This is a genomic window from Thiothrix lacustris DSM 21227, from assembly GCF_000621325.1.
GTDB lineage: Bacteria > Pseudomonadota > Gammaproteobacteria > Thiotrichales > Thiotrichaceae > Thiothrix > Thiothrix lacustris.
Map to the genome: position 1 here is coordinate 34300 of NZ_JHYQ01000007.1, position 15773 is coordinate 50072.

Here is a 15773-nt window from a genome sequence, read left to right on the forward strand (position 1 = left end):
CATCTAAATACCACCAATTTGGCAGTATTTCTTTCGTAATCAAGCAATTGGTCTGGTTGATCCCCTTTCCAGTATTCTGACCTGATATGGAATAGTATTCATGAGGTAGCCTTAATCAGGGCTGATATTCCTGATTAAAAAGCTAGGTTTATTTTTAAGCATGTTTTTTAGGCGTCACTCCACCATGACATCATAAGCCACAGCTCCCTGTGAGCCAGCCTGAAGCTTGCCGGTAAAGCTCCAATCCAGACTGCCTGCGCTGCTGCTTGGTGAACAAGCGCTTAACTCTGTCGGAGTCGATACACACTGCAAGCTTCCACCCACCAAGGTGGTGAAGGCTGGCACACTGTCATGTACGGCCAACTCATCCAGCGTGCCATCCCCAATGTTTTCGTAGTGAATGGTGTAGCGCAAGGTTTCACCCGGTAAGGCCACAGCGCCATCGATGTTGCGGGTGGTGTTCCACACGGATTTTTCCAGTGATAATTTGCCTGCGCCGCTGAGTGGAGAGGTAGCGCTACCCGAAGAAACACGGGTCAAATCGGTACGGGTTTGCACATCGGTAGCCGTTACGACAGTGCCATCACCGAAGGTGAAGGTGCTTTGCACTTGTATGCTATGGCTAGCTCCAGCACTCACATTTGCAGGGGCTATCACTTTAACCAACAAGCAGGTTTTTTCAGTACCGCTCACACTCAAGGGTGCTGTTATCGGGGTGTCGCTGCTGTCCAGTTTTGCATTGCAGTTGGCGTCGAGGTACAGCGTACTGCCCCAGCTTGAGCCAGCCGGTTCAGCGATTTCGTTTACCAGATTGAACGCCACACTACCATCTGCCGTGCTGCGGAAGATATGCGGGTAGACCACGCTGGTATTCGGCAGAATGACTGTTTCGTTATCCAACGTTAGAGTGGGTTTTTTGATGTCGCCAAAGTTTTGCCCGGTTACATCCGCATTGCTGACAGTCACTGTCAAGCTGTTGGGGGTAGTGGATAGGTAGCCGTTCGGATCATTCGCTGCGGGTGGGCAAGCGTCTGGTGTCGCGGTCTTTTCATTCGCAGCTTCATACAGCACGTAGTTGTTAGCGGCGGCGGGTTGCACGCTGCTAAAGGTGTAGCTGCCATCTGCCCCCGTTTTAGTACTGAGACAGGTTCCGGCAGCCACATCCTGCAAAACGACGGTGACGGCTTTAATGCCTTGCTCGGTGTTATCCAGTGTGTTGACGTTTGCGTCGTTGAATACGCGCCCGCTGACAGCAAAGCCTCCGGGTGTAATGTTGATGAGGTAATCCTCTATTTCCCCATCGCCAGCCACGCCGCTGGGAAGGCTGGTGCTGGCATTGCCAGTTGCCACCTTGGCATCGGTGGTCAACCGTAGGCGCAGGTATGAGTCACCCACAACGCCACCGCTTAAGCCCGTCCATGATAACGTCACGTTACTGTTGCTGGTGCCAGCAGGCACTGTCGTGGTCGCGGCCTCATTGCTATCAAAACTGTCATTTCGGTTAAAATCAATCCAGCCCACCAGATTGGCGATTTGAGTTGAAGTATTGGTAACCTTAACACTCAGGCTATAGCTACTATCATTGCTTGTTAAGGTGGGCAGAGTACTCACGCCATCTTCATCATCACTACCGGACGTGTCATCGCCACTCGCAGTATTACCCGGCATTCCCTCCAATTCCTTATCTGGTGGGCTGCCGATGTAGAGGGCTTGTGTATCGTATAATTGATGATACGCCCCATTATTGGCATTGTTTGTCGGGTATTGAGCTGGTGCGTCACCGTAGTCGCGGCAGGTGACGCCCAGTTCAATATTGTCGACCAGATTGCCAGCCACAACGTTTCCGCCAGTTGTGGCAGCAGAGTGAAAGCCAAAACGCGTGACATATTGACCTGCGGGTATTTGGTAAGTACCACTGTAAAAAACCCATTGGGTGTTATCATCAGAGATTAGCTTTTGCTCCGTAGAGGCTAAGCGTTGCTGAACATCATCGGGTGTCCCGATCAACACATTCATGCTGTCGACCCCATCCCGTCCGCGATGCCACAATGACCAGGAAACCGTTGTGCCCGGTGTCAGTGCTACATCCTGGTACAGGGTGCCGCTGACGTGAGCATTGATTTCAGCGAGGAAATCGCCAGATTTTGAGGGTGTTGACAGAAAACCATTTCTCCAGATTTCAATGCTATTGCGTTCTGCAAAGGTATTGGATGAGGGCATATCAGGCGTAGTGCCCCAGTACGGTATCGTATTTTCGTCATACCAAGCGTAGTCATTCGTGGTAACACCTTGCTCAAAATCACCATTCAATAAGGCACTGCAACTGCCATTATACGGTAATGTCACATAATCAATTTTATAGTCTTCGACTTCACCATCCGAGGCTAGACCGCTGGCACTGCTACATTGTCCGGCGGTGGTGCAGAAACGGAAGCGTGCATATTTGCTGCCTTGCGTGGTGGTGTTAGGTAGTGTGATAGTCAGGGTGTTATTACCTGCTACGACGGCTTTATCACTGGCAATATTATCGGATGCATCCCAGACACCATTCTCATTCCAATCGATCCAAGCATTGAGGTAGCCAGCGGTGCTGACATTAACGGTTAGGGTGTTGGCTTGCTCTACATAGAGGACAGACTTGCCATCCGGGAATGTGGGGAAGGTGACGCCATCATCATCGCTTCCATCGCCGCTAGCAGCGGCGTTGGGTTGTCCATCTGTTTCAGCGTCGATACTCGCGCCCATGTGGACGGCTGGATTGATGGTGTGTTTGGCAGCACCATCGGCATCCAAGACATTATAGATGTTGATGAGTGCGGGGTCTGTGCTGCTGAGGTCGCTGGGGGCATCGCCGTAGTCATAGGATGTAGGCAATATAGTGACGGCGTAATCCTCGATCTCACCGTCTGATGCTGCGGTAGTCGCATCCAGCCCAGCCGTCGTTGACCAACGGAAGCGGGCGAAGGTTGGCGTTGTTACCGCATCCGCCGGTACATTCACTGTCCAGCCAATAATCCCTGCTGCTGGATTGGTGTCGGTAGCGCCACCATCGGTAAGGTCAACTGCGATTTTCTCAGCGGTATCAAAGACGCCGTTGCCGTTCCAGTCGATCCAGCCTTGCAGGTAGCCACCAGTTCCGGCGACCGTCGCTGTCATGGTTACGGCTGAGCCTTGGGTGAAGGTTGGAAGGGTTACACCATCTTCGTCGTCAGGTGTGCTGCCGCCGGTATCGTCACCATCCGCATTAAGCCCCGCATCACCCCCGTCACGGACACCACTTTCAGCATCGGGTTTTGCACTGCCCAGATAATACGTCGTTGTACGGGGTAGGTTATGGCTTGTTGAACCATAATTAACGATCGGGGCATCAGAGAAATCCTGACAAAGCCCCATGCTAACGTGGAAGTCATCCCAGTAGACTGCACTGGCATTGCTTGCGCCATAGAACAGAATACGGAATTTGTAAGTCGTGCTGGGTTTTAAGTAAAGCGGCTCATTGGTTGCCTTATCAATCCATTGGTAGCCGCCGGACGCAGGGGATATAGCATAATCTGACAAAAGCGTTGTGGCGGTGGCGAAGTTGTCTTCGGAGAACAGAAGGGCGATTTTGTAGCTTTGCGTGTAGTCATGCGAAGCAAAGGCAAAACCATTGAAAAGCTGTGCTGCATTCATACTGGCTTGCGTCGTGAACTGGTATTCAATGTAATCACCGCCGCTGAATGCGCTCTGGGCATCGCTTTTGTCCACGTTTGACAGGTGGATGACGGTTTGCTTATCAGCATCAAACGTGTAGCCCATCCCGGAACCAATGGTTTGTGCAGGTGCGGAAGCAATCACGGTCTGGTCAAATTGACCATTGGGCCAGTTCCCGCCAGTATGATCCGGTAACAGGGTATTGACCGGTGAGTTATATGTCCAGGCAATACGGTAGTCGGTATAGCCTGTATCCGTGGTGACAGCGGGGCAGTACAGAACCGTTGCATCATTGGTCGGGTAAGACTGAGCGGCTGCAATGGTCAGCGAATAGTCTTCCACTTCGCCGTCGTTGGCTGCCGTGGTGCTATCCAGCCCTGATGTGCTTGACCAACGGAAGCGGGCATAAGTTTGGCTGGTGGTGGCAGTGACGGGAACATTCACCGTAAAGGCGATGGTTCCGCTGGTTGCATTGGTATCATTCGCACCGTTGTCTTGGAGATTGGTGGCGATTTGTTCGCCGCTATCAAATATTTTGTTGCCATTCCAGTCGATCCACCCTTGTAGGTAGCCCGTTCCAGTAACAGTTGTTGTGATCGTTGCCGTTTCTCCCTGGGTTAACACTGGTATGGTGACACCATCATCAAGGGTATCACCCGTGGTGGTTTGAGAGGAGGTTTCCGCCGACACTGAATAGGCAGAGCCGAGGTTGATACCATTCCTGATTGTGTGTTGGGCGTCAGGATAGCTAGGCGCATCACCAAAATCCAGACGGCAACTGTCGATGGTCATTGTGCCCATGCCCAACTGGTAATCCGCAACCCAGATATATGTGTAAGCAATGCCATCAGCCGGATAAGTAAAGTTGAGCGATTGTGTGCCGGATGTCATATACAGGGAAGTACCTGCTGTGGTCGGTTGTTTGGCAATAATATTGCCAGCACTGTTCATGATGGCTGCAAAGGTATGATCCGCCGCTCCACTGTCGTTAAAAGTGAAGCTACCTGTGCTGCCGGGTTTGCCTTCTGCTCTGGAAACCAATAACCACTCCTCGCCAATATCAGTACCATTTCCCACCGGCGTGCCGGTGCTATCGAGTTCCGTCGGTTTGGCACTGGGCGCCAGAATGGTATTGGTCAGAGGAATGTCCGTCTTGGGGCGCGTCGGATAACCTAAGGTGGTGCTGTAAGTCCACCCTCCCCGATAGAGATCATAGGGCGGTGCTTCACCGCCAGTAGGATTAGCAGGGACTGTGTACGTGTGCGTCCAGCCATAAGCCTGTACGTTACAAGTTGCTGTTGGCTGTGTTGGGATAAAGTAGGTGGGCGTTGCCGAAATCGTTAGCGCGTAATCTTCCACCTCTCCATCTGACGCAGTGCCATATGAACGGGTATCTTCGCTAGTAGATGTTGCACTGTTCGTATTAGTTAAGGCTTGTGTCGTCAAACGCAAACGCACATAGGAAGCTCCAGCGGTTACACCCGTCAAGCCTGACCAGTTAAGATTCACACTGGTTGCCCCATTCACAACCGTCGCTGTCGCCACTTCATTGCCGTCAAATCGGCCATTCAGGTTGACATCAATCCAGCCATACAGCGTGGCTGCGCTGCCTGTGGTATTGGTGACGGGAATATTACTCAAGCTGTAAGTATTCATACTCGTCGACAAGATGGGGAAACTGGCAATCGCATCTTCATCGTCTGTGCCTGTCGTATCGTCCAGTGTTGCCGTAGTACCGGGTTTGGCTGCTGTTTCGCTGTCGGGTGCTGTTGCCCCCAACTGTAGACCCGCAACGATACCGTGTGAAGGTGTGCCATAAGTAGCGGGCGCATCGCTATAATCATATTGTACAAGGGTCGGTGAGTAATCCTCTACCTCTCCCGAGGTCGTTGCACCGACGGGTGTATTACAGATACCCGTTGTGGTACAGACCCGGAAACGTGCAAAGGACGCTCCTGTAACAACATTGGCTGGAGCTGTCACACTGAGATTGGTTGTACCAACGGCAACGGACTTGTCGGTAGCAATTTGTTCCCCACTATCCAGAAAATCCCCATCCTTGTTCCAGTCAATCCACGCATTCAAATAGCCACTGGTGCTCTGGATTGCAACGGGAATGGTGATGGTAGTACCTGCTGTAATAGAGGCGGGCATGGTGACGCCATTTTCATCATCTGTACCATTGGTGTCGTCGCCTGTTGCATCCGCGCTGGCAAGTAACGCAGAGTCCGCATCCACACTTGCACCTAAGCGAATACCGCTGATGGTATGGGTAGCTGTCCCGTAGGTGAGGGGGGCATCACTCGTATCATCATTATCAGAGGAAATAGTGAACGCAGGTGCCCAGCCACCCCAGACCAAAAGTGAACTTGCACCAGCAGACTGGATAGAATAACTGCTGGCAATGCCATTGCGGAATTGTGCCGAAGCACTCATACCATCAGGTTCAGTTGTCACCCAAGTAGGCTCAGCATTATCATAACGCCCACCTGAGTTGTTGGTGCTGACTGATTGTAACTGTGTGTAACCTGACATGGTAAGAAAGCCGCCATTACTGGAAGGTTGTCCCAGACTGGACACACCAACCACCAGCAGGCCATCGTTGGCATCATTGGGAGCCTGACCTGCATCAAATGATGGTGCTGTCAGTGTATAGTTACCCGCTTGGCCTGTTCCAGAATCGACTAACTGCGGAACTGCTGAGCGCACAATTCCTGAGGCGGTTTGATCCGCATTGTTGAATACAAATGCCATCATGATGGCATCATCACCTGCACTTTTAGGTAGGGGAACATCGGGAAGCGTGATGGATATAGTGCCGGAAGCAGCACCACCCAGCAGGGTTTCGATTTCTGACTCGTATAGGGCTATATGATAACTGTCCTCATTGAATAAAGTAGAGTTAGGAATCACATTGTTAGAAGCATCCTTCACGCTCCTTTCCATGAGACTGAAGCGCAGGTCGCCACTGGGTGTTCCACCAACTACCAAGGCATTTTTTTTGTCTATAGTACCGGCAGGCCCTGTTACATGAGCAGTAATTTGTTGCGTTGTAGGCGTTACTCTGGGGAAGTTGTCACTAAGTCCGACGCCTGTATTGGTCATATCACAAACATCGGTAGCCTGATCGCAATGATCACGTTCAAACGCAGAAAAAATAAAGAGGACGCGATTTTTACCAGCAGGAATATTGAAGTTGCTGATCGAGGGCATTCCACTTGCCCCTATGCCTGTCGCGCTGGTACTGGTTGAGTTCAGTAAGCCTACCTGTGCCGCAAAAAGTGATTGGTTTGCACAAAGTGTGAGAGCCATAACTAGTAATAATCGATGAAGCCATCTATTAGTAAAATAATAATTAGTACGTTTCAACACAAACCACCCCAATTTATCTTTATTTTGTTGATTAAATTATTCGATTTTAATGCCGAACATCAGCGTAGCACTATAACCAGCCTCTAATGTCCCCATGGCTCCTATAATCCTGCCACGCGCCCCACTGGTAATAGGGGCGACTAAAGCCCCCTGCGTCAGGGTTGGCAAACCACCTGCTGTAATGAAGCTAGTGTAAGCCGGTGTTGCATCCTGAATCCGCACATTTAAGACCGCGACTGCCCCAGTATTGGTAGCGGTCAACTGGTACAGCACACACTGACGAGGTTCTGCCGGATAAGCACTGGTACTGAATGCTGTTTCGGGTGTGCCATCACAGTTCGTATCCAATGCCTGCTCCTTACGGATGTTGACGGTGGAATTGTTAGTGGACGTCACATCCAGTGCAAATGTGCTGGATGCACCGCCATCCCATGTCGCCATGAGTGTCGTGACATTGCTCGCACCCATTTGTAAGTTCGCCGCCGCCAACACCTTTACAAAGATAAGCTTACTACCGCCTGCTGCCAGCGAGGGAATCGTATTTAAGCGCTGATCGGCGCCGGTTAATGTGCCACTGCCATCCGTATCCACATAGAACAACGATTGCCAGCCAGCCGAGTCCCCTTGTGTCGCCAAGCTCAGGCTGGTCTTGGCCACATTGCCCTGGTTCACCAGCCAGTGCGAATACACAATTGAACCACCGGGTAATACCTGCCCACTGTTATCTGGGAATAGCACCACATCCACCACCTCACCTACGGTTAAGGCATCGTGTTTGATGTCTTTCACACCCGTAACAGGTGACGCTACCTGAAAATACAAGTCCGTTACGCCGGTGCTTGCATTGGCAGGCACACTGACTTCTGCAAAGAATTCCTTGCTAGCACCAGCGGCAATAGCTCCACTATTCGTGATCGCATTTCCCGCTGTGTCGACAAAGCGCACTGACCAACCCGTTGGTACACTCACGTTAGCAAAAGTACTATCGGTACTGGCTTTCAAATCGTAGTTATCTGCTGCACTGCTAAGATTATTAATGAATAAAATAAAGCGCGTGCTGCTGCCCGGTAGGGTATTACGTGTTGTTACGGCTGCTGACTCAGGTCCAGCACCTGCGCCGAGTACCCCGGTTTGCCCCAATGCGGCATTATTGGTCAAGTCAACTGAACCTACACTTATTCCACTTAATTGGTTAAGTGCCGAATTGGTTTTCGAATCATCCAAAAACGAGGTGGCTTTCAAGGCTACCTCATAACTGCCACTCGTTGCACTAGCAGGCAATGAGGCTTTGATCACCACTTGAGTGACACTACCAGCGGCCTTTGTGCCTGTGTCAGGAATGCCGTTATCATTGGTGTCCAGTAAAGGGGTTTGCCCATCTGCCTGATACAACATGAAAACAGTGCCTGTCGGGAAGTTGCTACCCGTCAAGGTAATGTCGAAACTATCTGCGCCGTTACCGGTGTTCCACACAAAATCATGGAATAGGGCAGTGCCATTTTGTACCGTTCCCGTTACTGTGATGGGTTCATTTGTCAAATCCACATGGCTAGTGCTACTGCCATTGGTTACCACACCGGCCTCTTGCACTACTTCAAAACGCACTTTATTGGTGTTAAAACGTGCGGTGGTGGCGCTGCTGTCATTAAATTCGTATTCGCCAGTATTGACCAATACGGAGACGGGCAAGCCAGCCGCGATGCTAACATTGAAACGCAGCTCCCCGCTGGCGCCAGCAGCCACTTGACTGATGATGCCTGTTACCTGATTGGTGGTGCTGCTATCAGCATCATTATTGGCTTCGGGGATGCCCGTACAACTGTTGTCATACGCACAGTAACGTACTGTTGCGCTGCTACCTTGTGTATCGGCGGTGTTGCTGTCGGTCAATACCGTAACGCCTGATTCGCTCCAGCGTCCGCTGTTAGGCACGTAGACCATGCCGCTGGGTAAAGCATCGATCAAGGTCACATTGCTGGCATCGACTTGGCTGGTATTGCGGTAGTGCAAGGTCACGGTATAGGTTCCACTACCCGCTTTACCCGAATTGGCACTGATAGCCTTGGTAACATCCAAAATCGCTTTGTTGGTAATGTTGGCCGTGTCCGTATTGGTTTTTTGTGTTGCTGTGGCAAAGGTACTGCTGGCAACGACATTTAGCGCCCCATTGTTGCCACTGACAGCGCTTGCTGGTACGCCTGCAATCGCAACAAAAGCAAAACTCTCCCCAGCTTTCAGTAAGGGGGTTTTGGTTATTGGGGTGGAAGGGGTGTCGGCTTGTCCATCCTGGTTCTTATCGGCGTAGAAGCTGACAGTACTGAAATCAAAGTTATCGCCTGTACTCTGCGTGAATGCCAAGGTGTAACTGTCATCGCCATTACCCGTATTGGTGACAACGTGTGTAAATTCCACCGTACCGCCGGGACTGGCTAGCTTGCTTTGTGTTTGCTCAAGCTCTAAGCCAGCAGCTTGTTGCACCAGCGTTTCCACCATATTGGAGGTCACGCTATAAACAGTGCCTGCGTCATCTTTAAAGGTGGCGCTGGCCTGGTTTTTGATTAGGGTATTGGCGGCTGTTGCCGCCCACCCGGCGATAGGTGATAGGGTAATACACAGTACTAGGCACAACAAAGGCGTTGCATTGCCGTGAAGAAATTGGGTGAACGCTGGTTTTTTCATTTGTTATGCCCTGATTTTTATTATCTGTTTATTTATTTGTTCTTCTGGTTGGCGCTAATTTCCCCTTCGCGTGGCGTCATCCACTTAAACATGTCTTCATCGACTTTAAGTTGTAAGCCCACATAAGCGCCTTGGTTGAAAGAACCATCGGGATCAAGGTCGCTGTCGTTAACACCAGCAACGTTATAACCAGCGCCTACACGCATATTGTCGATGACGTTGTAATATATGCCTGCCCCAGCATGATATTGCTTGTCGCTATCACCCGTCATGAGTGTACCCGCATGGCCTTCTACACTAAGGCGATCGGTCACTTCTGTTTCTGCTTGGAGGGTGCCAAGGAGAGCATTGGAGGTGTGCGTACTCTCATTTTCTGTCAAACGCTGCTGTTTAGCACCGACATGCGCGGAGAGATCTGTCTTTTTGCCTACACGATAATGTTGGTGTGTGGACAGAATGTGTGTATTTTCATCGCTAGCGCTATCTTTCTCCCATTTGTAAGAATACAGCGCATTGTAAGGGCCGCCGCCTTTTGGCCGATAAGCGGCATTTAACGATAAGGTATTTTGTACGGTCGTATCTCCAGTATCATGCTCAGTGACGCGTAATTCATTGCCGACCATGCCGCTCACATTGTCATTCAAGCGTGTTACATAAGAACCATTCAGCCCATAGTATTTTTCACTATCGCTGAGGCGCGTTTCCAGATTCAGCATTTTGCGGGAATCTTTTTCGCGGGTATCGCGTAACGTGACGGATGCCGCCACACTGTCTTCCTTGGTGGAACCTGGCAAGTAAGTCATGACCTCAAGACTAGGTGTCAATGTCAGATTTTCTTTCAGGTTCAAGGTTGCTTTAGCACCGTTGACGGCAACAGCATCTTGTCCGCTGATGTCGCCTTCGATCCGGTATTCAGAATAAAGCTGAGTGGACGGCAATATATCCGTTTTGATACCGGCCACCACGTTGTGTTGGGTGTCTACTGCGCCTGCTAAAGTACCACTGGCTAATCTGTCTGCATTTTCATAGCGTACATAGCCTTTGGTTTTTTCAGCAATTTCTAATTCCGCACCCAGCGTAGTCCGTTGACGACCAGTGTCGCCCAGTTCATGTTCGTGTTCAGCTTTAATGCTGCCCTTTTTGCCGAACAACTCTATGGTGCGTTCGATGCCAACCAACGCCGTGTTGATGTTTTCCTTGGTGGTTTCATCGGACTGCGTAATGTTACGGAGGCCAAGTTTTACTTTCCAATCATCAAGTTGGGTAGAAGCACTCAGTTCCAATGAGGTGCGTTTTGACTCTGTACTCAGTGCTTGGCTGTCCACCGCTTCAATTTTGGCGCTGGTGTCCGCTGTGATCTTTTGTTCGTGCGTTAATTTCAGTTCACGACGATCAGCTTGTATGCCGCCACTGGTGTTAGTAAACCCAGCATCAGCCTGTGCAGCGGTGAGTTCAGTACGACTGTTATTAGCCCATTGTTGGCTGATCTGTAGGCGTTCTGCTGTGCCATCAGCTGTACCGTCTTTGTGTTCCATTTGGGCAACACCCGCTTCTATTTGTAAGCTTGCATCTTTGTACTGACCGTAAGCGCCACTGATGGTTGAGCCATCAACAGGAGCACCGTCTTCGGTGTGGCTGACGCCAACCGTGAGGTTGTCGGTGACTTTGTGTTCAGCCCGCACACCCGCTACGGTATAGGTTTCGGTTGGTACATCTTTGTCATAGGAAATGCGGATGCTGACCGGGTTACCATCTGAATCCAGCGTTGGTACGGTGGTATGGAAGGTGATGTACCCGGTTACTTCATCAATCGTGTAGTCAGTGAAGCGTACCAGTTTCTCTACCTTGAGTAATAAACCAGAGTTGGCTTTGTCACGGGTTACAATCTCGATGATTTCGGAGTTGAGAACCAGTGGAACACCTTTGATCTGATATTGCATCGAGGTGCCATTACCCGCAATTTCTTCCGAAGCACGTGGGTTGTCTTGGCGTGCTGCAAAGGCTTGTACACGGGTCTTTCCATCGTCGTAGATTGCATTAGCGCCGGTTAGTGTGCGTTGTGTTTTCGCCAGATCTGCATTGCTGCCGTTGTTATCCGTGACGTAATCACCCCACATCATGCTATGGCGTTCTTTTTCCAGCTTGATATACAGGTTGCTGCGGCTTTGGGCTTCATAGCCGCGCACGGATGAGTCACCGTAAATTTCGTAATAGGCCTCTGGGTCAATATCACGTAAGAGTTCGGCCGTCGGGTCTTTCTGGTTGTCGTAAGACAAGGTGAGGTGCATGTCGCCTTTGACTTTGCCTTTCATGAAAATGGCGGTGCGTCCATCTACGCCGGTGGCTGAGTCGGTTTCACTGAGTTGTTCGAGTGAGACATTGGCGTAATCATCCCCGTAACCTTGATGCGCACGAATATCCAGTAAACCTACGGCAATCAGCGGGCGCATTTCTGCAATTTGGCTGACATCTGTTTCGCTTTGCAGTGTACCTGTAGAAGCTCGGATCTTGACTTGCCCAGTTTTTCGACCACTGCTTAAGTGGATAATGCGTTCACCGTTGGTAACCTTCACTTGATGCCCTGGGATTTTGTCTTGGATATCGGCTTCAACCCAAGCGCCTTCACTGGTTTCCATGGTCAGGAAATATGAACCTTTAGCGGGGTAGCCATTCACATCCAATACTTGGATTTTGACTGGAACACTAGTGCGTCCACCGTCTGCGGTTAGGGCTGTGTCGACACTTAATTTGACGGCTATTGCGGCGGAGGGGCGCTTAAAGGTTTTGCTGGCTAATACGCGGTCATTACCAAAGTTATCCTTGGCCGTCACCTTGATTTCATTTTCGCCGTCACTCAGTTCTACGCCATACCATGCCATTAATTGTGCTTGCTGCTGTTTATTGACGATTTGCTCACCCAGTTGTGCATCGGTTACTGGCTTGCCATTAACGGTCATCGTCGGTGTTAGGTCAGCAGGTACAACCACCATGAAGCGTCCATCCAAGCTAACATCCGTCAGTGGCCACAGCCATTGGCCTGCTTTAGCTTGTTCGGTGGTAATGTTTTTTACCGTCTCTTTAGCCAAAGGCATACTGGCTTCTTGTTCGGCTTGATTATCCGCCGTGACTTGTGCTTGAGTTTGCTGTTGTTCTTTGACTTTTTCTTGGTAAATCTGCATCAGGCCATTAGAAATGTCGCCATCTTGAGCTGCTTCGGCTTGGCGAGCAAGGTTGCCGAGGCTGTTGATATTACCGGGGTCAAGGCTGTCCATTTCGTTGTACCAACCCTGATCAACTGCTTTACTGCGAGCAAGAATGCGGTTTGCGACAACATTTTCAAAGCCACCTTTGCATTCGGTACGTAATGTTTGTGCGTGTTTTTCTACTGGTTCATCATAGATCAGTACCACGTCGACACGACGATTTTGCGCCATACCTTCTGGGGTGGCGTTATCAGCAATAGGGTCAGACTCACCTTTGCCATCAACGGTGACATCCAGATCTTTGCCGAGATTTTTAAGGACGTATTCTGCAACTTCCAATGCGCGTGCTTTTGATAAGCCGTCATTATCTTTATATTTTTTCTTTGTGGCTGGTTTTAGCCGCTCATTATCGGTATGACCAACAAAGCCTAAGCGTACATTTTGCTTATCTTTAGTCAGTTCGATGAGTTGAGCCAGTTTAGCTAGGTATTCCGGTTTAATATCGGCTTTTCCTGAATCAAAATGCAGCGCTGGAATAATGTCGGGTAGGCGACGGGTTGTCCATTCTTTGCCTTTTTCATCCAGCATTTGTTCGCTACAAACTTGTTCGGTTTTAATCGCTTCAGGACACGCTGCAACAAAGTCAGCACGATCGAAATCACCGGGGATTAAGTCAACAAAGCGACTGTCTGGGTCACCCGCATTATCTGCGCCCGTGATTTTAAAGACGACACCTTCTGGAACGGTGTGATGATCGACTTTCAATACATGTACGCCAGCTTGAAGACCATACAGGCTGAATTGGCCTTCTGCATCTGTTAGGACGTAGGTGCCATCTTCCATGTATAGACGCACATTAGCTAATGGCCAACCATTTTCCTGGCGGTCTTTATTGTCGCCAATCGGGCAGCCAGGTTCTACGGCTAAGCGCCCAAAGAGGATGGCACGGTCAGATAAGACACCTTCTTGTTTTACCGTTACTTGGGCTTTAACCGTTGGTGAGGTAATTAATAAATCTGTCAGGGTATCGGCATGAGCGTAGGCGGTGTTAATACCATTACTGCTCACGGCAGCAGCGGTGACTTGTAAAATATACGTTAGGCTGACTTCGGCATCCTTTTTTAAGTCGCCTAAACGGAATGCAAGTTTCGCCCCATTAGGCGCATTCCCAGGAATGAGTTGTGGGTCTGTCAGGGTAGTATCGTTACTTTTGGCTGTTCCTGATAAATAGCGGAAACCCCGTGGTAATTGGTCTTCGATATAAGCAGCATAAAGATCTTCCCCAGATACATTACGCACTTTGACGGTGTAAGATAATAAGTCACCGATAGCTACGGTGGTTTTGGAGGCTGTTTTCTCAATGGTTAATTGCCCTGTGACGCCTTGGCGGTCTAGCGGGATATCAATATTCATACCGACGACTGTGGCATCTAAGGTGAAGATGCCACTGGTGCCCGTTGTTTGGGCAAAGCCGAATTGGCCATAAGATGGCTGACTGACATTTTTGCTCGGGAAATTAATCGGTGCATTAATTGAGGGCGCTGTGTATTTTTCTGGTGGCGTAATCTGTAGGTAATACTGGCCAGAGCTGATATTGTTTAACTGATAGCTGCCACTTTCATCGGATACGGTAGTACCTAGTACTTTACCGGTGGTGACTTCTATAATGCTGACGGTTGCGCCTTTAATATAATTAAGGTTAGCTGAGTCAAAGACAATACCATTGACACTGCCCGCTGTACCACGTGTTTCCGGTACGGTGATGGGCTTGATGATATTGCAGCTATCATTACTTTTGAATTCATTGGTGCCATCCCCATTCTCATCCATGGATGCATAGCTGTTATTGGTGTAAGCGCCTGTCGGTTGCTTGGTTACTTGCGTGGTGTAACCAAATTTACCACTTTGTTGGGGTTTTAAGTTTATGGCTGGGATGAGTACGGCTACTTTCTCAACTTTGCTAACACCGTCCCATTGTGCGTAACTGATCCAAGTGCTGCCGCCTAATGAGACAACCGGCATGGCTTGAGAGGGAGCCGCAAAAAAGTCTCCGCCCGGTACTAGGTTAAAATATTCTGACAAATTGGCTTCAATTAATACGCCGTGTAAGGCTATTCCATCCACGACTACTGCTCGTTCTACAGGATTAGCATTGCCGGTATTATTAAAGCCGACTTCGTTATAAACGCGTCTAGCAGAGCTTAATGAAACGCTACAGTTTGGATCTGTAATATGGCTGAGGCGAATAATGGCACCTTGACGAATACTCGTGGTATCAATATTTTTCTGGCTGGTTGCCGTATTCTTTTGGGATGTTGATGTCAGTGTGATGACATATTGGTTATTTTCAGCCGCTTGATTGGGTACGGTCGCAGCGACTACGACATGAATTTGTTCGCCTGGTTGTAATAGGCTTGTTTCAGTGATTTCTGGTTCACCTGCATTGGCTTGACCATCTGAGTTCAGGTCCAGATAAATATGGATGCTCTCCAAGTCTCCATTGTCCCCGGTTTGATTCGTGGTAGATAAGACATAGGAGTCTATGACGTTACCTGTATTGGTAATCAAGTGAGGAAAGTAAACAACTTGGCCAGCGGTTGAGAACTGTTGGTTATCTTGGCTTTGTTGATGTGCTGGGCGGGCAGCGACGACTAAGTTGGCATAGTTTGACAGTATGGTAATGACTGTGCCGCTAGCGGTGTCGAAATAGCTTGCTTCGGCTTGGTTGGTAATACGCGTCCCTACCGCTGTCGCAGCATGGGCGGAGAGAGTGAACCAATTACTCAGTACAATCAATAAGAAAACACCAAATAGGCGTGCCATAGG

The 15773-nt window shown here is 49.7% G+C and carries 3 protein-coding genes; all 3 read right to left on the reverse strand.

What is annotated here, in order from left to right; all coding sequences use genetic code 11:
• Positions 1-174: 174 nt before the first annotated feature.
• Positions 175-6906, reverse strand: a complete 6732-nt coding sequence (locus Q394_RS0104700) for a GEVED domain-containing protein (protein WP_028488251.1) — start codon at positions 6904-6906, stop codon at positions 175-177.
• Between the two features lie 195 nt (positions 6907-7101).
• On the reverse strand, positions 7102-9744 hold the full coding sequence (locus Q394_RS0104705; RefSeq protein ID WP_028488252.1) for a hypothetical protein: 2643 nt from the start codon (positions 9742-9744) through the stop codon (positions 7102-7104).
• Positions 9745-9776: 32 nt separating this feature from the next.
• Positions 9777-15770, reverse strand: coding sequence for a YfaZ family outer membrane protein (locus Q394_RS0104710; protein ID WP_169735878.1), 5994 nt, complete (start codon positions 15768-15770; stop codon positions 9777-9779).
• Positions 15771-15773: the final 3 nt, after the last annotated feature.

Coding starts and splice junctions, on each gene's coding strand:
- Q394_RS0104700 (WP_028488251.1), bottom strand. CDS start 6,906: ATGCCCTCGATCAGCAACTTCAATATTCCTGCTGGTAAAAATCGCGTC.
- Q394_RS0104705 (WP_028488252.1), bottom strand. CDS start 9,744: ATGAAAAAACCAGCGTTCACCCAATTTCTTCACGGCAATGCAACGCCT.
- Q394_RS0104710 (WP_169735878.1), bottom strand. CDS start 15,770: ATGGCACGCCTATTTGGTGTTTTCTTATTGATTGTACTGAGTAATTGG.